The 19,885-nt window shown below is 74.1% G+C and carries 16 protein-coding genes; 9 read left to right on the forward strand and 7 right to left on the reverse strand.

The window, feature by feature from the left end:
• Positions 1 to 82: 82 nt before the first annotated feature.
• Complete coding sequence (locus tag ACIRG9_RS04525) at positions 83 to 430, reverse strand: hypothetical protein (protein ID WP_402849984.1); 348 nt, start codon at positions 428 to 430, stop codon at positions 83 to 85.
• Between the two features lie 165 nt (positions 431 to 595).
• Here ACIRG9_RS04525 and ACIRG9_RS04530 point away from each other — a divergent pair, with 165 nt between their 5' ends.
• Both ACIRG9_RS04530 and ACIRG9_RS04535 read left to right on the forward strand, forming a co-directional pair.
• Positions 596 to 1,642: a S1C family serine protease gene (locus ACIRG9_RS04530; protein WP_402850290.1), complete on the forward strand. Its 1,047-nt coding sequence runs from the start codon at positions 596 to 598 to the stop codon at positions 1,640 to 1,642.
• 122 nt (positions 1,643 to 1,764) lie between these two features.
• On the forward strand, positions 1,765 to 2,703 hold the full coding sequence (locus ACIRG9_RS04535) for a hypothetical protein (RefSeq protein ID WP_402849987.1): 939 nt from the start codon (positions 1,765 to 1,767) through the stop codon (positions 2,701 to 2,703).
• Between the two features lie 61 nt (positions 2,704 to 2,764).
• On the opposite strand, the gene ACIRG9_RS04540 is transcribed toward ACIRG9_RS04535, so the two are convergent.
• On the reverse strand, positions 2,765 to 3,337 hold the full coding sequence (locus ACIRG9_RS04540; protein WP_402849990.1) for a DUF3000 domain-containing protein: 573 nt from the start codon (positions 3,335 to 3,337) through the stop codon (positions 2,765 to 2,767).
• Positions 3,338 to 3,530: 193 nt separating this feature from the next.
• Here ACIRG9_RS04540 and hemE point away from each other — a divergent pair, with 193 nt between their 5' ends.
• The 3 genes from hemE to hemQ are packed head-to-tail and all read left to right on the forward strand — an operon-like array spanning position 3,531 to position 6,794.
• The gene (hemE, locus tag ACIRG9_RS04545; protein WP_402849993.1) at positions 3,531 to 4,676 is read left to right on the forward strand and encodes a uroporphyrinogen decarboxylase; all 1,146 of its coding nucleotides are present in this window, start codon (positions 3,531 to 3,533) and stop codon (positions 4,674 to 4,676) included.
• Positions 4,677 to 4,686: 10 nt separating this feature from the next.
• Complete coding sequence (hemG, locus tag ACIRG9_RS04550) at positions 4,687 to 6,096, forward strand: protoporphyrinogen oxidase (RefSeq protein ID WP_402849996.1); 1,410 nt, start codon at positions 4,687 to 4,689, stop codon at positions 6,094 to 6,096.
• Positions 6,093 to 6,794, forward strand: coding sequence for a hydrogen peroxide-dependent heme synthase (gene hemQ / locus ACIRG9_RS04555; RefSeq protein WP_402849999.1), 702 nt, complete (start codon positions 6,093 to 6,095; stop codon positions 6,792 to 6,794). Before hemG ends, hemQ begins: the two co-directional genes overlap by 4 nt.
• 48 nt (positions 6,795 to 6,842) lie before the next feature.
• On the opposite strand, the gene ACIRG9_RS04560 is transcribed toward hemQ, so the two are convergent.
• The 5 genes from ACIRG9_RS04560 to msrB form a co-directional block, all read right to left on the reverse strand.
• Positions 6,843 to 7,967 (reverse strand): lytic polysaccharide monooxygenase, encoded by a 1,125-nt coding sequence (locus ACIRG9_RS04560; protein ID WP_402850001.1) that lies wholly within the window; start codon positions 7,965 to 7,967, stop codon positions 6,843 to 6,845.
• A 243-nt stretch (positions 7,968 to 8,210) separates the two neighbouring features.
• A complete protein-coding gene (locus ACIRG9_RS04565; RefSeq protein WP_402850004.1) occupies positions 8,211 to 10,499 on the reverse strand; it encodes an N-acetylmuramoyl-L-alanine amidase in 2,289 nt (762 codons plus the stop codon).
• A gap of 58 nt (positions 10,500 to 10,557) precedes the next feature.
• Positions 10,558 to 10,995: a GNAT family N-acetyltransferase gene (locus tag ACIRG9_RS04570; protein WP_402850007.1), complete on the reverse strand. Its 438-nt coding sequence runs from the start codon at positions 10,993 to 10,995 to the stop codon at positions 10,558 to 10,560.
• A gap of 111 nt (positions 10,996 to 11,106) precedes the next feature.
• The gene (locus ACIRG9_RS04575) at positions 11,107 to 11,367 is read right to left on the reverse strand and encodes a Prokaryotic metallothionein (RefSeq protein WP_402850010.1); all 261 of its coding nucleotides are present in this window, start codon (positions 11,365 to 11,367) and stop codon (positions 11,107 to 11,109) included.
• Positions 11,368 to 11,402: 35 nt separating this feature from the next.
• A complete protein-coding gene (gene msrB / locus ACIRG9_RS04580; protein WP_402850012.1) occupies positions 11,403 to 11,807 on the reverse strand; it encodes a peptide-methionine (R)-S-oxide reductase MsrB in 405 nt (134 codons plus the stop codon).
• A 47-nt stretch (positions 11,808 to 11,854) separates the two neighbouring features.
• Here msrB and ligD point away from each other — a divergent pair, with 47 nt between their 5' ends.
• From ligD to ACIRG9_RS04600, 4 genes are all read left to right on the forward strand, one after another.
• Positions 11,855 to 12,883, forward strand: coding sequence for a non-homologous end-joining DNA ligase (gene ligD, locus ACIRG9_RS04585; RefSeq protein ID WP_402850015.1), 1,029 nt, complete (start codon positions 11,855 to 11,857; stop codon positions 12,881 to 12,883).
• A 116-nt stretch (positions 12,884 to 12,999) separates the two neighbouring features.
• Positions 13,000 to 16,176 (forward strand): FtsX-like permease family protein, encoded by a 3,177-nt coding sequence (locus tag ACIRG9_RS04590; protein WP_402850017.1) that lies wholly within the window; start codon positions 13,000 to 13,002, stop codon positions 16,174 to 16,176.
• Positions 16,173 to 18,896, forward strand: a complete 2,724-nt coding sequence (locus ACIRG9_RS04595; RefSeq protein ID WP_402850020.1) for an FtsX-like permease family protein — start codon at positions 16,173 to 16,175, stop codon at positions 18,894 to 18,896. The genes ACIRG9_RS04590 and ACIRG9_RS04595 overlap by 4 nt, the downstream gene beginning before the upstream one ends.
• Positions 18,893 to 19,885 (forward strand): ABC transporter ATP-binding protein, encoded by a 993-nt coding sequence (locus ACIRG9_RS04600; RefSeq protein WP_402850022.1) that lies wholly within the window; start codon positions 18,893 to 18,895, stop codon positions 19,883 to 19,885. Before ACIRG9_RS04595 ends, ACIRG9_RS04600 begins: the two co-directional genes overlap by 4 nt.

The raw sequence follows: 19,885 nt of genomic DNA on the forward strand, positions 1-19,885 counted from the left end.
GAGACAAACCACGTTCGCGCCGGTACGGTCCATCGAGCCGTGGCGGGTGTCGAAGGCCGCGTAGCGGCATCAGACGGGGCGTTCACGGGGAGGACGAGCGATCATGACGGCCGGATACCGAGCCGGTGACGAGGTGCCGGGGCAGGGCGCCGACGAGCGGGCCGACGCTACCCTGCCGATCGGAACCGGCGGCGGTTTCGCCAACCCACCTGCCGTGCCCGGCGCCGTTGGTCAGGCGGCCGGAGCCCAGCGTCCGACCTCGCCCGCCGGCGCTCCTGCCCAGCTCGGCGGTGTCCCGGGTCAGGCTGCTGGTGCGGCAGGCCACCCCGGAGTCGCGGCAGGCCACCCCGGAGTCGCGACGGGTCACCCCGGAGTCGCGACGGGTCACCCGGGAGTTGTGCCGGGTCACCCGGGAGTTGTGCCGGGCCACCCCGGAGTTGTGCCGGGTCAGCCTGCCCCGCCAGCCGGCCGGACCAGCTGGCCTCCGGCGGCCAACGGCGGGCAGTGGGGCGACCCGACCGGCCTCTCCGCCGCCCCGCGCACCCAGGGTCCGTGGCCGCCGGCCCCGCTCGGCGTCGCGCCCGGGGGACCAGCCATTACGCCCGGTGGGCCAGCCACCGCGCCCGGGGGACCAGCCATCGCGCCCGGTGCGCCGGTCGCCGCGCCGGGAGGACCGACTCTCTCGCCCGGTGGAGCGGCCGCTGCGCCGGGTGTCCCGGCCATCGCGCCCGGAGGGGCGGCCGCCGTGCCTGGACAGCCGGTCCTCGGGGCGGCGTATCCGGGGCAGCCGACCGTTGGGCCGGGTTACCCGGGGCCGGCCGGCCCGGGGACGGCGTACCCCGATGCGCCGGCGGACGGGCCCGGGCGGCGGCGCCGGCTGCCGGTGGTGGCGTTCGCGCTGGCCGGGGTGCTGGCGGTGGTCGCGGGCGTGCAGGCGTACCAGATTCACCGGCTGGACGGCCGGCTCGCCGCCACCGACCAGCGGCTGGCCGAGGCCCACGGCGTCGACGGCGTCCGTCTGGACGGCCTGGAGAAGCGCGCGGAGGCCTTGGAGAAGCAGGCCGGCGCCGCCTTCAACCCGGAGGCCGTGGCCAGCGCGGTGCTGCCGAGCGTGTTCCGGGTTCGCGCCGGCGATTTCACCGGTACGGCCTTCGCGATCGGCAAGCCGCCGACCGGCGGTGGCACCACGCTGCTCACCAACTTCCACGTGGTGGAGGCGGTCTACGACAAGAGCGGCCGGAAGGTCTTCCTGGAGCGGACCGGCCAGCGCTTCGAGGCCACCATCGTGAAGGTCGACAAGGACAAGGACCTCGCCCAGTTGCGTACCACCGCCCGGTTCACCGGGCTGGTCGCGGCCACCGAGCCGGTCCGATCAGGGCAGCAGATCGTGGTGGTCGGCGCCCCGCTCGGCCTGCAGGACAGCGTGACCACCGGGGTGGTGAGCGCGTTCCGTAAGGACGAGGACGGCTCGGGCCCGGTGATCCAGTTCGATGCTCCGATCAATCCCGGCAACTCAGGCGGCCCGGTGATCAACGGCTCCAAGGAGGTCGTCGGCATCGCCACCGCCAAGGCCCGGGACGCCGAGGGCATCGGCCTCGCCGTGCCGGTCAAGACCGCCTGCGACACGTTCAAGCTCTGCTGACCGGCGCCGCCCGGTCACCCTGGCCACCTTCGCACCGTTCGGCGTGACCCAGGTCACGCCAGCTCGCAGCTTCCCGGCCCGTCGGGGCCACCCACGGGGATCAGCAATCTGGAGGAAACGACATGTCCCAGCCACCGACCGGAGCAGAGGGCTACCCGCCCCAGCCGCCGGGCGGCACCGTCTACGGCGGCCCGTACGCCGGCCAGCCCGTACCCCAGCAGGCCCCGGCCGGCCAGTCGCCAGCCGAGCCGTTCCCGGCCGGCCCGCAGCCGACCGAGCCGTTCCGGGCCGCGCAGCAGCCGACCGAGCCGTTCCGGGCCGCGCAGCAGCCGACCGAGCCGTTCCCGGCCGCGCAGCAGCCGGCGGCCCAGCAGCCGGCCGGGCCGTTCCCGGCCGCGCAGCCGGCGGCCCAGCAGTACGCTGCGCCCGAGCCGGCCCAGCCCCAGCCCCAGCCCCAGCCCGTCCCGCCGTTTCCCGCCCCGCCGGTTCCCGGCCAGTACGTGCCCGGAGCCGCCCCGGTCTCCGCGCCCGGCTACCCGCAGCCGATGTCGGCGCCGCCGATGTCCGCCCCGCCGGTCTCCGGCCCCGGGTTCGGGCCGCAGCCGATGTCGGCCCCGCCCGGTGTGGTGCCGCCGTACGGGGCGCCGGTGGCGGCCCCTCGCCGTGGGCGTAGCACCCTGGTCCTCGCGATCGTCGCCGGGCTGCTGTTCGTCTTCGGCGGCGTGATGAGCTACCTCTACCTCGACACGAACACGAAGCTGCACGTCACCGAGGAGAAGGTCAGCCAGCGGGACGGCACGATCCAGGCGAACGGGCAGGAGATCGAGAAGCTCAAGGCCGACCTGCAGGCGATGCGGGACAAGCTCGCCGACACCGAGCAGGACCTGACCGGCACCAAGAATGACCGGGATGAGCAGGCCCGGCAGAAGAAGGTCATCGCCAAGTGCCTTGACGGGCTCACGACCGCCCTCGCGGCGGGGTCGCGGGGCGACAAGGCGGCCTTCGACAAGGCCACCAAGGGCCTGGACAAGGTCTGCGACGAGGCCGAGAAATACCTCTGACGGCCTGCCGTACGGGCCGCTCCGGACTCCCCGGGGCGGCCCGTGTCGGTGCTTCGGCCGCTCAGGCGGCGCCGGCCGGGCGGCGGGACGACAGGGCCGTCACGCCGGGTGGCGGCAGCCCGGCCGTCGAGGCGAGCAGGGCGCACCAGCCGAGCAGGTGCGGGGCCAGGTCGACGCCGAGCGGCGTCCATGAGGCGCGGATCTCGATGTCACCGGCGGTGGGCGGCCCGGCCAGCTCGCCGAACCGGGTGGAGAGCGTCTGGGTGACCGTGCCGCCGATCGCCCGGTACCGGGCGTCCTGCGCGTCCAACGCGTCGGTCAGCCAGGTCCAGCCCACCCCGGGCAGCAACGGGTCGCTGGCCAGGTCGACCTCCAACTCGGCCGTCACGTAGGTGACCAGCCGCAGGGTGCCCTGCCACGCCTCATGCCCGGCCGGGTCGTGCAGCAGGATCAGCCGCCCGGTGGACACCTCGTCCTCGCCCCGGAGCACCCCCGCGGAGAGCGCGAACGCGTACGGGGCCAGGCGCTGGGGTGCGCCGACCTCCTCCAGCACAATTTCGGTGCGGGGTGTCACCGATCGCAGCCCGGCGACCGCGCGAGCGAAGGTTTCGGGGAGCGCGATCGGGGGGGCCATGCGGGCAGCCTATGCCGCCGCCCGCCCGCGCCGGGCGACGGCACGCCGAGCGGCGGTCACGATCATGTGACACCGGCGGCCGTGTCGGCCGGGAGTCCGGTGCCGTAGGCGTCAGGCGGGGGCCCTTCCGGCTACGTCACAAAAGGTGACGGGGGCGGCAGGCCGGATCGGCCGGCGTGGCACGATTGCCGCGATGAGCCACGACACCACGGGCACCGCGGCCCGAGACGGACAAACCCACCACGGTGGGCCGGCCCACTCACCCTTCGTCCGCGCCTGCCGGCGCGAGGCCGGGCCGCACACCCCCGTGTGGTTCATGCGCCAGGCCGGCCGCTCGCTGCCGGAGTACCGCGAGATCCGGGCCAACGTGCCGATGCTGGAGTCGTGCCGTCGCCCCGAACTGGTCACCGAGATCACCCTCCAGCCGGTACGCCGGCACGGGGTCGACGCGGCGATCCTGTTCAGTGACATCGTGGTGCCGGTGGCCGCCGCCGGGGTGGACCTGGACATCGTGCCCGGCACCGGGCCGGTGGTGGCCGAGCCGGTCCGCACCGCGGCCGACGTCGACCGGATCCGCCCGATCACCGTCGACGACGTGTCCTACGTGGACGAGGCGGTCCGGCTGCTCGTCGCCGAGCTGGGCGACACCCCGCTGATCGGTTTCGCCGGTGCCCCGTTCACCCTGGCCAGCTACCTGGTCGAGGGCGGGCCGTCACGGACCCACGCGAAGACCAAGGCGCTGATGTACGGCGACCCGGAGCTGTGGCACGCGCTCTGCGACCGGCTGGTCGAGGTGACGCTGTCGTTCCTGCGGGTGCAGATCGACGCCGGGGTCTCCGCGGTGCAGCTCTTCGACTCCTGGGCCGGGGCGCTGTCCGAGGCCGACTACCGCCGCTACGTGCTGCCGCACTCGACCCGCGTGCTCGGCGGCCTGGCCGACGGCGACCGCTCCGGGTCGCGGCGCGGCGACGGACGCGCCGAGCCGGAGCGGTCGCCCGGAGTGCCCCGGATCCACTTCGGGGTGGGCACCGCCGAGCTGCTCGGCGCGATGGGCGAGGCCGGCGCCGACGTGGTCGGCGTGGACTGGCGTACGCCGTTGGACGTGGCGACCCGCCGGATCGGCCCGGACAAGGCCGTGCAGGGCAACCTCGACCCGTGCGTGCTGTTCGCGCCCTGGCCGGTGGTGGAGGCCGAGGTGCGCCGGATTCTCGACCAGGGGCGGTCCGCCCCCGGTCACGTGTTCAACCTCGGTCACGGCGTCCTGCCGGAGACCGATCCCGATGTGCTGACCAGGGTGGTCGCGCTGGTACACGAGCTCAGCGCGCGGCCCGTCGAGTAGGGGAGGGACCATGGCGCGACCGAGCCGGGTGGCGATCGTCGGTGGAGGGATCACCGGGCTGGCGGCCGCCGTCCGGTTACGCGAGCGCCTCCCCGCCGGCACCGAGATCATCCTGTACGAGCAGTCCGGCCGGCTCGGCGGGAAGTTGCGTACCGGTGAGCTGGCCGGCGGCCCAGTCGAGTTCGGTGCCGAGTCGTTCCTGATGCGCGACCCGGCCGGCGGGGAGTCCGCGGCGGTGGCCCTGGTCCGCAAGCTCGGCCTGGCCGAGTCGATCGTGCACCCGAGCGTCGGGCAGGCCGCGCTGGTCGTCGACGGCGGGCTGCGCCCGGTGCCGGGCGGCACGCTGGTCGGCGTACCCGGCGATCTGGAGAAGGTGGCGGCGGTGGCCCGCCCGGTGGCGGACGCCGACCGGGACGCCGGCCAACCGCTGCTCGGCCCGGACGCCGACGTGCCGGTCGGCGCGCTGGTCCGCGCCCGCCTCGGCGACGAGGTGGTGGACCGACTGGTCGACCCGATGCTCGGCGGCGTCTACGCGGGCCGGTCCGACGATCTCTCGCTGGCCGCCACCATGCCGGCCCTCGCCCGGGCGGCCCGCGTCGAGCACACCCTGGTCGGGGCGGTGCGGGCCGCGCAGGCCGCCGCGCCCCGCACCCCCGGCACGCCGGTCTTCGGCACCCTGGCCGGCGGGCTGAGCACCCTGGTCGAGGCGGCGGCGGCCGCCAGCGGCGCGACGATCCGCCGGGACGCGGCGGTCCGCGAGCTGCACCGCACCGCCACCGGCTGGCGGCTGACCGTCGGCCCCACCCGTGACCCCGAACAGGTGGACGTCGATGCGGTGGTGCTCGCCGTGCCGGCCCGTTCGGCCGCCCGGCTGCTCGCCGGCCCGGCGTCCGAGGTGGCCGCCACGATCGGCGAGTTGGACTACGCCAGCGTCGCGTTGATCAGCATGGCCCTGCCGGAGCCGGAGCTGCCGGAGCTGTCCGGGTTCCTGGTGCCGGCCACCGAGGGGCTGCTGATCAAGGCGTCGACGTTCTTCACCACCAAGTGGGGGCACCTGCGCCGGGCGGACGGGCTCGCCCTGGTCCGCGCCTCCGTCGGCCGGTACGGCGACGAGACGTCGTTGCAGCTCACCGACGAGGACCTGGTCGCCACCGTGCACCGGGAGCTGTCGAAGGTGCTGGGTGTCCCGCTGCCCACCCCGGTCGACCGGCACGTGCAGCGGTGGGGCGGGGCCCTGCCGCAGTACACGCCCGGACACCTCGGCCGGGTGACGGCGGCTCGGGCGGCGCTGCGCGCCGCCCACCCGACCCTGGCCCTGGCCGGGGCCGGCTATGACGGCGTCGGCATCCCGGTCTGCGTCCGATCCGGCGAGACCGCGGCCGAGGAGATCATCACAGCACTGGGAGGAACGGCGGCATGACCGAGCAGACCAACGCGGCGCGGCTGCGGGAGCTCAACGAGTCCATTCGCTACACCATGTGGTCGGTGTACCGGGCGACCAGCCCGCTCCCGTCGCTGCGCGAGAACGTCATCGACGAGGTCGAGTCCCTCTTCGGCGAGCTGGCCGGCAAGGATGTGACCATCCGGGGCACGTACGACGTGTCCGGCCTGCGCGCGGACGCGGACCTGATGATCTGGTGGCACTCCTCGTCGAGCGACGCGCTGCAGGACGCGTACCTGCGGTTCCGCCGGACCACGCTGGGCCGGGCGCTCACCCCGGTCTGGTCGCAGCTGGCGCTGCACCGGCCGGCCGAGTTCAACAAGAGCCACATCCCGGCGTTCCTGGCCGCCGAGGAGGCCCGGGCCTACATCTGCGTCTACCCGTTCATTCGCTCGTACGAGTGGTACCTGCTGCCGGACGCCGAGCGGCGCGAGATGCTCGCCGAGCACGGGCAGATGGCCCGCGGCTACCCGGACGTGCGGGCCAACACGGTGGCCTCCTTCGCCTTGGGCGACTACGAGTGGATGCTCGCCTTCGAGGCGGACGAGCTGCACCGGATCGTCGACCTGATGCGCGATCTGCGGGGCTCCCGGGCCCGCCGGCACGTCCGCGAGGAGGTCCCCTTCTACACCGGGCGCCGCCGGTCCATCGCCGACATCGTCACCTGCCTGCCGTGAGAGCAGGGGGCCCCGGCGCGGTGCCAGGGCCCCCTGCTCATCCCCTCGTCAGAGGGTCGCGGTGCAGCTCGGAGTGGGAGTGGCACTGTTGCCGGAGGCGAGGAAGCCGAAGGTGGTCTGCCCGCTGGCGGCCAGTGAGCCGTTGAAGGTCTCGTTCCGGGCGGTCACCGTGGACCCGCTGCTGGTGACTACGGCGTTCCACGCCTGGCTGATCTGCTGGCCGCTCGGGAACGTCCAGGTGACCGTCCAGCCCTTGATCGCCGAGGCGCCGGCGGTCACCGTCACCTCACCCTGGAAGCCACCGGTCCAGGAGTTGGTGACCCGGTAGGTGGCGGAGCAGCTGCCGGCCGGTGCGGTGGTCGGGGGAGCCGTCGTCGGCGGGCGGGTGGTCGGCGGAGTGGTGGTCGGCGGAGTGGTCGTCGGCGGAGTGGTCGTCGGCGGGGTGGTGGTCGGCGGCGGGGTGGTCGGCGGGGTGGTCGAGCCACCGAAGTCGACGTCGCTGCAGATGTAGTAGGACTGGTCCATGTGGCTGGCCTGCCAGATGGTGTAGACGATGTGCCGGCCGGTGCGGCCCGGCGCGTTCGCGGGCACCTGGATCGACACGCCGTCCGTTTCCCGCGTCCACTGGCTGGCCGGCGTGTTGCCGATCTGCCCGGCCAGCTCCAGGTCGCTCCATGCCAGCGGCTTGGTCAGCGCGTTGAAGCCCTGCTTCGTCACGTACACCCGAATGTAGTCGGCACCGTGGCTGGCCTGGTCGAAGAACTTGATCCGGAAGTTGTTGCCGATCGACGTGGTCTTCCAGGCGCCGACCGTGTCGAGGGCATTGTACCGGCCGGACTGGGTGCGGCCGCCGCTGCACAGCTGGCCGTCCGGGATGGCCCCCTGGTGGTTGCCGGCGACGCCCTCGCGGAACAGGCCGTTCCAGTTCCACATGGCGTTCGGGTCGGCCTGCCAGGCCTGCCAGCACATCGGGTCCTGGGTGGCCATCGCCGGGTTCTGGAAGTCGCCGCCCCAGCGTTGCCAGCAGCTGTAGTTGCGCGACGCCGGGTCCACGACGGAGCCGTGTGCAGAGGCCGGGCTGGCCATGACGGTGGTGAGCAGTGCCGCGACGAGGGCGCCGACGGCGAGGAACGCCGTCGCGAGCAGGGTGCGTCGGCGGGGTGGAGTGGACATGTGAGCCTCCAGGAAGGGGCGGTCAACGACGCCCGGACGGCGCGGAGTTGCCCCTCCTGCGCCCGTTTTGGGTGGCTCCCGCGACGGCTTCCTGGCACGCTTTCACATGAAAGCGGTATGCGTCAATGTCTGCTCACCTGATGCGCGGCCTGCGCTGGTATGACCATCGCCTGCCCGGTGTGACTGGCGCGGACGGTGACGGCCCCCGGGACATCGCCCCGAGGGCCCGTCGCGCCGATGGGGTCAGCGCACGTAGACCAGGCCGTCGGTGATCACGCCAGGCCGACCCGAGGTGCCGAGCACCACGATCTTCACCGTGTGCCGGCCGCTGCCGGCCCAGCTCTTCGCCCAGACCGCCTGCCGGTACTGGGTGGTACTGGACTTCAGGTCCAGCGTGGTGTTCTTGACGCCGTCGACCCAGATCTCCACCCGCCCGGACGCTGAGGTCTTCGCCGCCACGAAGGAGACCGAGCGGCCGGTGAAGGTCCAGCTGAGCGAGGCCTTGGCCGCTTTGGCGGTGAGCGCCGAGCCGCCCAGATACTTGCTGCTGGTGGTGGTCGACCAGGTGCCCTTGCGGGTGGCCTTGGTCTCCGGGAGGAAGACCGGGATCCAGGACGCCGAGGAGGTCGCGGTGTTACCGGACCAGTCCGCCGCCCGCATCGACCAGGTGGTGGTGACGCCCGGCCGGGTGGTGGTGGACCAGGCGCCGCTTCCGGCGAAGGTGCCGGTGGCCGGTGCGGTCAGCGCCACCGACCGCACGGCCACGTTGTCCGTCGCGCGCCAGCTCAGCGACACCGGCACGACCGTGCTGCTCACCCCGCCGGTACGCAGGGAGAGGGTGGGCCGCAACGCGAAGGCCGGGGCGGTGGTGTCCGCCACCACGGTCTGCGCCGGGGTCGTCGCGGTCTGGCCCAGCTGGTGCACGCCGCGCACCTGCACGGTGTGCGTCCCGGGGGCCAGGGAGAGTCCGGCCGAGCGGGCGGTGCCGGCGGTGGTGGCGACGACCGCGCCGTCCACCAGCACCTCGAAGCGGGCGATAAGGTCGCTCGGGGTGCTCACGGACCAGGACACGGTGGTCAGGACCTTCGTGTATGTGGTGGTGCCGTTGCGGGTGCCGGCCACCCCGGAAATGGTCAGCCCGTAGACGTTGGCGGTCTTGCTGCGGATGGTCCCGAGCTGGCCGTAGAGCGTGTCACCGGGGCATTCGGTCGCCACCGCGTCGCGGTGCCCACCGATCCGGTTGAAGACCACCTGCTGGCCGAGGTGGTACTTGCCCTCCACGCCGGAGGTCAGGGTGACCTTGCCGAGCGGGTCGTTGCCGTACTGGCCGAGCTTGTACGCGGCGACCACTGCGATGGCGTCGAGCGCCACAGTGGGCACTCCTGTGGTGCGGTAGTCCCCGAGCACCGCGATGGCGGCGGTGTCGGTGTTGAAACCGTAGGTGTGGGCGCCGGTCACCGGCTTGTCGATGCCGCCCTTGCGGCCCTCGAAGACCACGCCGCACTTGTCCACGAGGAAGTTGTAGCCGATGTCGCTCCAGCCATTGCTCTTGATGTGGTAGACCTCGATGCTCCGGACTATGGCCGCCGAATCGGCGCAGCTGTAACTGTTGGCCCCGGCGGTGTGGTGCACCCAGAACGCCTTCACCGTTTTCCCGTACGTGGGCGCCTCGCGGACGATCGACTCGTCGGCCTTCCACTCGGCGCGGGTCACCACCTTCGGCGGGCCGGCCGGGGTTCTGCTGGGTGCCGGTGAGCTGGTCGTGGGTGCCGGCGCGGTGGTGCTGGGTGCCGGTGGGCCGGTCGTGGGTGCCGGCGCGGTGGTGGTGGTCGGCACGGGTGCGGTGGTCTCGGTGGGCGCCGGGTCGGTGGTCTCGGCGGGCGCGGTGGTGGGGTCGCCGGTCGGCTCGGGCTCGGTGGTGGTGCCGTCGGTGGGGGCGGGCTCCAGTGCGCGTTGCTCGGCGACCGGCTGGAGGCGCTGCGGCCGGACCTGCCCGCCGCCCGCGGCCCTGACCTTGCGGCGCTTCGGCTGGCCCGGATCAACCAGCTCCAGCCGCAGCCCGTCGGGGAGCCGCCCGGCCGTGCGGCCGTCAGCCGCCGTCGCGCGTACCTCGACTCCATCGGACGGGCCGACCCAGAGCGGATCGGTGGCACCGTGTGCCGGTCCGGTGGAACCCGGCTCCGGTCCGCTGTGGCCGTCCAGCTCGAGCTGCTGCCAGTCCGACCAGTCGCCGCCCACCGCGTGGGTCCGTACCGCGATGGTTCCCCGGAAGTCGGCCTTCGGGTTCGCCCAGGTCACGCCGAGCAGCGCGAAGCTGTCGGTGTCCCGCCGCGGGATGGTGACATCCCGGCCGGTCGCGGCCGGGAAGTCCACTGTGTGCAGGGCGGTGGTGACCGGCGCGTCCACCCACTCGGCGCCCTCGTCGCCCAGGCTCACCGCGACCATGCCGATGGTGCCGGCCAGCGTGGTGGTGGCCATCGCGGCCGCGATGCCGACGGTCCGGCGGTTCCAGCGGATCCCCGTTGGTCTCACGTTGTCGTTTCCCTCCCATGTCTCACCGGAGGGCACAGCGTATCGACTTCCTTCGGCGTTACATCGCCCGTCGCATCGGGGTGTGCGGAATGCCGTCGTCGAGGTATCCGGGCCCGCTGACCGTGAAGCCGTGGCCGGCGTAGAAGTCGACCAGGTGGGTCTGCGCCTCCAGCACACACGGGTCCGCGCCGACCAGGGCCAGCGCCTCGGTCATCAGCCGGCCGGCCAGGCCCGCGCCACGGGCCGCCGGCGCCACCACCACCCGGCCGATCCGCGTCACGCCGCCGGGGTCGGCCAGGATCCGCAGGTACGCCAACACCGCGTCGTCGCGGGTCAGCCAGAGGTGCCGGGTCCCGGGTTCGACGTCCCGGCCGTCCAGCTCCGGGTACGGGCAGGTCTGCTCCACGACGAACGTGTCGATGCGTAGCCGGAGCAGGTCGTGGAAGGTGCGGGCGTCCAGCTCGGCGAAGCTCGCGACGTGCGACTCGATGGGCATCCCGCGATGTTAGGTCGCAGCCGGGGTGTCGTCCCGGCCGGGCCGGGACGGGTTGCCGGCGAACGAGGGCGTACCTCGCCGCCGGATCCGCGTCGGCGTCGCCGGCCGGGCTCAGGCGGGTCGGGCGCCGACCGCGTCGCGGATCTCCGCGCCCTGAGCGCCCTCCACCGCGCGGGCGCAGTGCGCGCAGCAGAAGAAGCGGCCGGAGACCTCCACGCCGTGGCCGACGATCTTGCACTGGCAGTGCTCGCAGATCGGCGCCATCTTGTGGATCGCGCACTCGAAGCTGTCGAAGGTGTGCGTGGCCCCGCTGGCCGTGCGCACCTCGAACGCCATCCAGTAGTCGTTGCCGCAGACCTCACAGGTAGCCATACGAAATCCCCCAAAAATGGACGTATGGCCCCAGGTTAACGGGGTTCGAGCCGGATGGAGACCGAGTTCACGCAGTGCCGGGTGTCCTTCGGGGTAAAACCCTCCCCCTCGAAGACGTGCCCCAGGTGGCTGTCGCACCGGGCACAGCGGATCTCCGTACGCCGCATGCCGAGGGTGTTGTCGGGGATCTCCTTCACCGCTCCGGGAATGGCGTCGTCGAAGCTCGGCCAGCCGCAGTGCGAGTCGAACTTGTCCTGGCTGCGGAACAGCTCCGCCCCGCAGGCCCGGCAGTGGTAGACGCCGGAGGCCTTGGTGTCGACGTACTCGCCGGTCCATGGCCGCTCGGTGCCGGCCTGGCGGAGCACCCGGAACTCCTCGGGGCTCAGCCGGACCCGCCACTCGTCCTCGGTGGTGGGCAGATCACTCTCGGAAAGACTCACCGGTCAACGGTACGCCGGGCGTCGGTGGTATCGCATATCGTCGCGCAATGGCTGGTAGCAAGGCCGCAGCCGAGGAGATCGAGGTCGCCGGGCACACCGTACGGCTCAGCAGCCCGGACCGGGTGATCTTCCCGCAGCGCGGCTTCACCAAGGCGGACGTCTTCCACTACTACCTCGCGGTCGGCGAGGGAATCATGCGCGCCCTGCGCGACCGGCCGACCACGTTGCAGCGCTTCCCCGAGGGCATCGAGGGGGAGATGTTCTTCCAGAAGCGGGTGCCGACCCGGGGCGTACCCCCGTGGGTGGCGACCGCGGAGATCAGCTTCCCCAGTGGCCGGAAAGCGGCGGAGCTCTGCCCGATCGACCTGGCGCACGTGGCCTGGGCCGCGCAGATGGGCACCGTGGTCTTCCACCCGTGGCCGGTCCGCGCCGCCGACGTCGACCAGCCGGACGAGCTGCGGATCGACCTGGATCCGCAACCCGGCACCGACTTCGCCGACGCGGTCACCGCCGCCGGCGAGCTGCGGGCGCTGCTGGCCGAGCTGGGCGTGACCGGCTGGCCGAAGACCTCGGGCGGCCGGGGCATGCACATCTACCTGCGGATCCAGCCGCGCTGGACGTTCGTCGAGGTGCGCCGGGCCACCATCGCGCTGGCCCGCGAGCTGGAGCGCCGCCGCCCCGAGCTGGTCACCACCGCCTGGTGGAAGGAGGAGCGCGGCAGTCGGGTCTTCGTGGACTTCAACCAGATGGCCCGGGACCGGACGATCGCCTGCGCGTACTCGCTGCGGGCCAACGCGCGGGCCACCGTCTCCACCCCGGTCGACTGGGACGAGCTGACCCAGGTCGACCCGGACGACTTCGACCTGCGCAGCGTGCCGGCGCGGCTGGCCGAGCGGGGCGACCCGCACGCGGGCATCGACGACGCGCCGTGGGACATCACCCCGTTGTTGGAGTGGGCCGAGCGGGACGCCGCCGCCGGGCAGGGCGACCTGCCGTACCCGCCCGAGTACCCGAAGATGCCGGGTGAACCGAAGCGGGTGCAGCCCTCCAAGGACCGCGACCGCCCCCGGGCCTGACCGCCTCCCCGCCCCGCACCAGGAGGTAACGATCATGTAACGCGTGCGAACCTTTCCCGCCCCCCGACCGGTCTCCCTTGTCATCGGCCCGACCGGGGGCCAGGGGAGGGCATCGGATGAAGTTGGTGTGGAGGCGGGCCGTCGAGGCGCGCGGGCTGCTACTCGCCGCCGCCGTCGCGGCCCTGGTCGCGGTCGCGCTGGTCACCGGGCTCTCCGACTACAACCGTCGAGCCATCGACGCCGGCCAGCAGGCGGTGCTCGCCGCCGCCCCGCCGGAGGAGCGCAGCCTGCTGGTCAGCGGCTCCGGCGGCCGCGACGCCGCGGCGTACGCCGAGCGGGACCGCGCGGTCCGCGCGCAGTTCGCCGACGGGCTGGGCGGCGCACCGGTGACCATCGCCACTGCCCGGTACGGCACCGGACGGGAGCTGACCGGGGACCTCGGCTCCGCCCGGACCAGCAAGGACCCGATGTTCGCCAACCTCGCCACGCTGGCCGAACTGCCCGAGCACGCCGAGCTCACCGCCGGCTCGTGGCCGACGCCCGGGGCGACGCCGATGCAGGTGACGCTGCCCGAGAAGATCGCCGGCCAGCTCGGGCTGCGGACCGGGGACCGGGTGCCGCTCTACGACCGCAGCACCGAGCGGGCCGGCGCGGTGGTGGTCGCCGGCACCTGGCGGCCCCGCGACCCGACAGAGCCGTACTGGTGGCTGGCGCCGGGCGTGGGCGACGGCCAGGAGACCGGCAAGGTCACCTCGTACGGGCCGTTCGTGCTGGACCCGGCCGACTTCGCGCGTACCTTCCCCGGCTCCACGTCGGCCACCTGGCTGGTCGCGCCCAACCTCGCGGTCATCGAGCCGAGCCGGCTGGCCGAGGTCAAGACTGCGGTGGCCAGCATCACCCAGCGGCTTCCCGAGGCCACCGGGCTCGGTTCCTCCGCCCAGATGGTCAGCCACCTGGACCGGCTCGCCGACCGGCTCGGCCGGGCCGACCTGGTGGGCCGGTCCGCCCTGCTCACCCCGCTGCTGCTGATCGTGGTCCTCGGCGGGTACGCGCTGGTGCTGGTCGCCGCGCTGCTCAACGAGGACCGGCGGGCGCAGACCGCGCTGCTGCGCGCCCGGGGCGCCGCCCGTGGCCAGCTCGCCGGCCTCGCCGTACGGGAGGCGGCCCTGGTGGTGGCCCCGGCCGTCCTGCTGGCACCACCGCTGGCCGCGGAGGCGGTGCGGTGGATCGGTGCCGACCTGCGGCTGGCCGACGCCGCTCTCGGTCAGGTCTGGGCGGTCGCGGTCGCCGCCGCGGTCGGCTGCCTGCTCGCCATGGTGATGCCGGCGCTGCGCCGGGCCGGCACCTACGTCGCCGACATGGCGGCCCGGTCCCGCCCGACCCGGGGCGCGGCGGTCCAGCGGGCCAGCGTCGACCTGGCGCTCGTCGCGCTCGCCGTGCTCGCCTGGACCCAGCTGCGGCATTACTCCTCGCCCCTCGCGGGAGCCGGCGGCCAGCTCGGCATCGACCCGCTGCTCGCCGCCGCACCCACCATCGGCGTGCTGGCCGGGGCGGTGGTCGCGCTGCGGCTGCTGCCGCCGGCGACCCGGTTCGCCGAGCGGTTCGTCGACCGGCGACCGTGGACCGCCACCATCCTCGGCATGTGGCAGGCGGGCCGCCGGCCGCACGCCGGTCCCGTGCTGCTGCTCGCCCTCGCCGTGGGTAGCAGCAGCCTGGCCTGGTCGCTGATGGCCTCCTGGGAACGGTCGCAGGAGGAACAGGCCCGGCACACCGTCGGGGCCGACCTGCGGCTGGTCGAGCGCAACGGCGCCGCGCCGGCCGACCGGGCCGCCGCCCTGGCCACGGTGCCCGGTGTGGACCGGGTGCTGCCGGCCTGGCGTGACGACGTCCGGCTGGGCCGCAAGGACCTGCCGGTGACCGTGCTGAGCCTGGACGCGGCCCGTGCGAAGGGGCTGCTCCGGCTCGACGACGCCGTCGGCGACGCGTCCGCGTCGGAACTGCTCGACCGGCTGGCGCACCGCCTCGCGTCTCCCGGGGTCGCGCTCCCGGCCGGTGCCCGGCAGTTCGCCGGCACCGTCCGTACCCCGGTCGTTTCGTTGTTCGGTGAGCCACGGGTCGTCGTTGTGGCGCTGCTCGCCACCGACGGCGGCGCGACCTGGCGGTTGCCGCTCGCGGTGGGGCAGGGCGACCAGCCGGTGCCGTTCTCCGTCCCGCTGCCGGAGACCGGCGGTACGCCGCTGCGGCTGACCGGGTTCGAGGCCGACGCGGGCCCGGCGACCGGGATCAGCTACCGGCTGCGCCTCGACGAGCTCCGGGTCACCGACGCCAGCGGGGGCGCGCTGAAGTTCTCCCTCGGCACCGGCTGGCGGCTGACCGACCCCCTGCAGGGCCCGGGCGGGCCGGCGCCGGTCGGCAGCACCACCGTGGACGTCACACACGAGGTGAAGTTGCCGGAAGGGCTCCTGCAGTTCGCGCACCAGCCGCCGTCCCGGTTCGCCGTGGTGCCGGCCGGGGACGACCCGTCGGTGCCCGCGCTCATGACGCCCGGTGCCGCTGCGGCGTTGAACCTCCACAGCGGGGACACGGTCACCCTCTCGCTCTCCGGGGTGTCCCTGCCGGTCCGGCTGGTCGGGCAGGTCGCGGCCGTGCCCGCCACCGAGCGCGACGGGATCCTGCTGGACCTGCCCACGGCCGCCGACTGGCTGCTGGGCCAGCAGGGCACGGTCCGGCCATCGTCCGAGTGGTGGCTGGGCACCGACGGCGACCACGCCGCCGCGGCGGCGGCCCTCGCCGACCTGCCCGCGACCACCCTGCTCGACCGGCGACAGATCGCCGGGGAGGCGGCGCGGGACCCGTACTGGTTGGGGGCCCGCACCGGGTTGCTCGCCGCCGCCCTCGGCGCGGTGCTGCTCGCCCTGGTCGGCCTGGCCGTCGACGTCTGGGCGACGACCCGGCACCGGATGACGGAATTCGCCGTGCTGCACACGCTCGGCGCGACGCCGCGCCTGCTGGCCCGGGCGCTGCTGGCCGAGCAGACCTTCCTCGCCGGCATCGGTGTCGGGGTGGGCCTGCTGGTCGGGGCGGGAGTCGCGGCCACCATGGTGCCGTTGGTGATCCTCACCCCGGCCGCCGGCCGGCCGGTGCCCGACGCGGCCTTCGTCCTGCCCTGGGCGCCGGTCGGGGCGACCGCGCTCGGACTGCTGGCGGTCGCCCTGGCGTTCAGCGCCGTCATCACCGCCGGCATCCGCCAGCGGGTGGCCGCGGCCCAGCTTCGGATCGGGGGAGAGCGATGAGTCTGCTGGCGGTCGCGCGACGGGTGCGGGCGTACGGGGGCCACTTCCTGCTGCTCGCCGTGCTGACCCTGGTCGCCGCGTTGCTGATCACGGCGGTGCCCCGGGTCGCGGACCGGCTGACCGGGCAGGGGCTGCGCGAGCACATCGCGGGCCAGAAGTCGGCCCTCCGCGACCTGAACTACACCTCGGAGCCGGAGGTGGTGCCGAAGAGCAGCACCGGAATCGCCGCCAACAGGGCCGGCGAACTGAGGAACATCGAGGCCCAGATGCCCGCTGTCGTCCGTGGGGCGATCGGGGAGCGGTGGTATCAGGCGCAGACCACGTTCGGCCGGCTGCGCGGCCCGCGGCTGACCGCCGACAAGGGGCTGATCGACCTCAGCCTGCGCGTGGCCAGCGGCATCCAGGAGGCGGCCACCCTGGTCGAGGGACGCTGGCCCGACACGGACCCGGACCGCGCGATCGAGGTGGCGCTGGCCGACACGGTGGCCGGCCCGCTCGGGCTGCACGCGGGCGACCGGTTCAGCTACCTGCTGCTGCGCCAAGACGGCACCCTGATGCGGGCCAGCCAGGTCGTCCTGGTGGGTGTGTTCCGGCCGAACGACCGGACCGACGGGATCTGGGACGGGCTGCCGACGATGCTGCGGCTCACCGAGCCCGAGGGCGAAGGCAAGCCGTTCCTGAGCGTCGGGGTGACCAGCGACCGCGGCTTCGACACTGTCGCGACCTCCGGTTGGGCGGTCAGCTTCGGCTGGCGTTACCGCATCGCGGGGGACCGGATCTCCGCGGATCAACTCACCGCGTTGATCGACGGGCTGGCCGTCCTGGATCGGAACCGCCCGGCCGGGCTCACCTTCACCCAGGGCATCGACATCCCGCTGCGGCGCTTCGCCGAGTCACTCGCCGCCGCCCGTACGCTGCTCGCCGTCATTGCCGCCGGTCTGTTCGCCACCCTGGCCGGCCTGATCCTGCTCGCCGCCCGGGTGGCGGCGCGCCGACGCCGCAGCGAGTACGTGCTGATCCGGGCCCGGGGCGGCTCGACCGGCGCGGTGCTGCGCCGCGGGCTGGCCGAGTCGGCGCTGGTGCTGCCGCTCGCCGCCGGCGCCGGCTGGCTGCTCGGCGGGCTCCTCCCCGGCGCAGGCACCGACCCGCGCTGGGTGCTGCTCGCCGCGGTGGCGGCCACACTGCTCCCGCCGGTCACCGCGCTCACCGCCATGCGGGGTGCAGGGCGGGCCGACCTGGTCGGCGCCCGTTCCACCACCGTGCGGCTCACCGTCGAGGTGACCGTGCTCGCGGTTGCCGCCCTCGGGGCGTTCCTGCTGCGCCGGCGCGGGCTGACCCTCGACGGGACGGTGGACCCGCTGCTGGTGTCCGTGCCGGTGCTGCTGGCGGTCGCCGCGGCGCTGGTCGCGCTGCGCGCGTACCCGTGGCCGCTGCGACTGCTCAGCCGGGCCGCCGCACGGGCCCGGGGCAGCGTGGCGTTCCTCGGCAGCGCCCGCGCCGGCCGGGCCGCCACCACCGGCCCGCTCGTCGTGGTGGTGCTCGCCGTCGCCACCGCCGCGTTCTGCGGCGTGGTGGCGGCCGGTATCGAGAACGGTCGGGACCGGGCCGCCGAGCGTGCCGTCCCCGGGGACGTGCTGGTCAACGGGGAGCGGTTCGCCCCGGACACCACCGAGGCGCTGGCCGCCCTGCCCGGGGTGCGCGCGGTCGCCCCGCTGCTCGTCGAGCCGAGCCAACGCCCGTACGCGAACCAGAACGGCCGGCTCAGCGACGTACGGGAGATCCGGGTCCTGCTGGTCGACGGCGAGCGGTTCGCGGCGGTGGCCCGCCGCGCGGGCGTCCCGGTGACCGTCCCCGACCCGCTGCGGGCCGCCGGCGACCCGGCGGCGCCGATGCCGGGGCTGGTCTCCCCGGAGCTCGCCGAGGAGTTCGCCGACGCCGGGCTCGCCGACCGGGAGGGGCGCAAACCCGCCTGGCTGGACGTGCAGGGCAACCGGCTGCCGGTACGCGTCGCCGGCACCGTCGAGGAGTTCCCGCCGATCGACCAGAACGTGACGCGTTTCCTGGTGCTGCCCTGGCCGGCGCTGCCGGCGGACGCACTGCATCCGCTCGTCCCCACCGGCTTCGTGCTCGCCGGCGCCGGGGTCGACCCGGACGCCGTGGCCCGCGTCGTCGACGAGGGCCAGCGGCGCTACCAGCGGAGCGGGACCGTCGTCGCCGGTGCGCGGCCCCACCCGCCGGAGGTGCTGACCCGGTCGGCGGTCCGCGCCGAGCTGGGCGGCAGCGGGGTGAACGGCCTGCTGGTCTTCGGGTTCGCTGTCGGCGCGGTCGGTGGCGGCCTGCTCGGCCTGCTCGCGCTCGCGTTCGCGGTGCTCGCCGAGGCGCGCAGCCGTGGGCAGGTGCTGTCCCGGTTGCGCACCATGGGACTGTCCCGCCGGCAGTGGCGGGGCCTGTTGCTGGTGGAGCTGACCCCGCTGGTGCTGGTGTCGGTGCTCACCGGCGCGCTGGTCGGCGCGCTGCTACCGGTGTTGCTCACCCCGGTGCTCGGCCTGCGCGCGTTCACCGGTGGGGTGGCGGTGCAGGCAGCTTTCGAACCCGGCCTGGTGGCCGGCGTGCTGGGCCTCGCCGTGCTGGCCCTCGGCTTCGCGATCACGGTCGAGACCCTGAACAACCGTCGGATGCGCCTCGGCGAGGTGCTCCGGCTCGGAGAGGAGAGCGAATGACAGCGACTGCCGAGACGTCCGCCGTGCCGGACCTGGCCGCCCTCCAGCAGCGCGCCGCGCAACGCGCCGCCGAACGGGCCGGCGGGCGGGACCGGCTGCGCGGGCACATCGTCTGCGACGGGCTGGTCCGGATCTTCAAGACCGAGGGGGTGGAGGTCGTCGCCCTGCAGGGCCTCGACCTGGTCATCGACCGGGGCGAGCTGGTGGCGATCGTCGGTGCCTCCGGCTCCGGCAAGTCGACCCTGCTGAACATTCTCTCCGGGCTGGACACCCCCACCGCCGGCATCGCCCGGGTCGCCGAGTACGACCTGCTCGCCCTGTCGAGCCGGCGTCGGCTCAGCTACCGCCGCCAGGTGGTCGGCTTCGTCTGGCAGCAGACCGGCCGGAACCTGCTGCCGTACCTGACCGCGTTGGAGAACGTGGAGCTGCCGATGAGGCTGGCTGGCCGGCGGGGCGGTCGGGCGCGCCGGGAGAGAGCCCGCGAGCTGCTCGACATGGTCGGCGTCGGCTACTGCGCGGACCGGAAGCCCGGCCAGATGAGCGGCGGCGAGCAGCAGCGCTGCGCGGTCGCCGTCGCGGTGGCCAACGACCCGGAGGTGCTCTTCGCCGACGAGCCGACCGGCGAACTGGACGAGGCGACCGGTGCCGAGGTGTTCACCGCGCTGCGGACCATCAACGCCGAGCTGGGCGTCACCATCGTCGTGGTCACCCACGACCACGCCGTGGCCGGCCAGGTCCGGCGGACCGTCGCCATCCGCGACGGCCGGACCTCCTCCGAGGTACGCCGGACCGCCCGGGTCACCGCCGACGGCAGCACCGAGCTGGTCAGCGAGGAGTACGCGGTGCTCGACCGGACCGGCCGGATGCAACTGCCGGCGTCCTTCGTGGACGCCCTGTCCCTGCGGGACCGGGTCCGGCTCAACCTGGAGCCCGACCATGTCGAGGTGCGGCCCGGCGACCGGGCGCACACCGAACGGAGTGAGGCATGA

Origin of the sequence: Micromonospora sp. NPDC093277, from assembly GCF_044765245.1 — a bacterium.
Lineage (GTDB): Bacteria > Actinomycetota > Actinomycetes > Mycobacteriales > Micromonosporaceae > Micromonospora.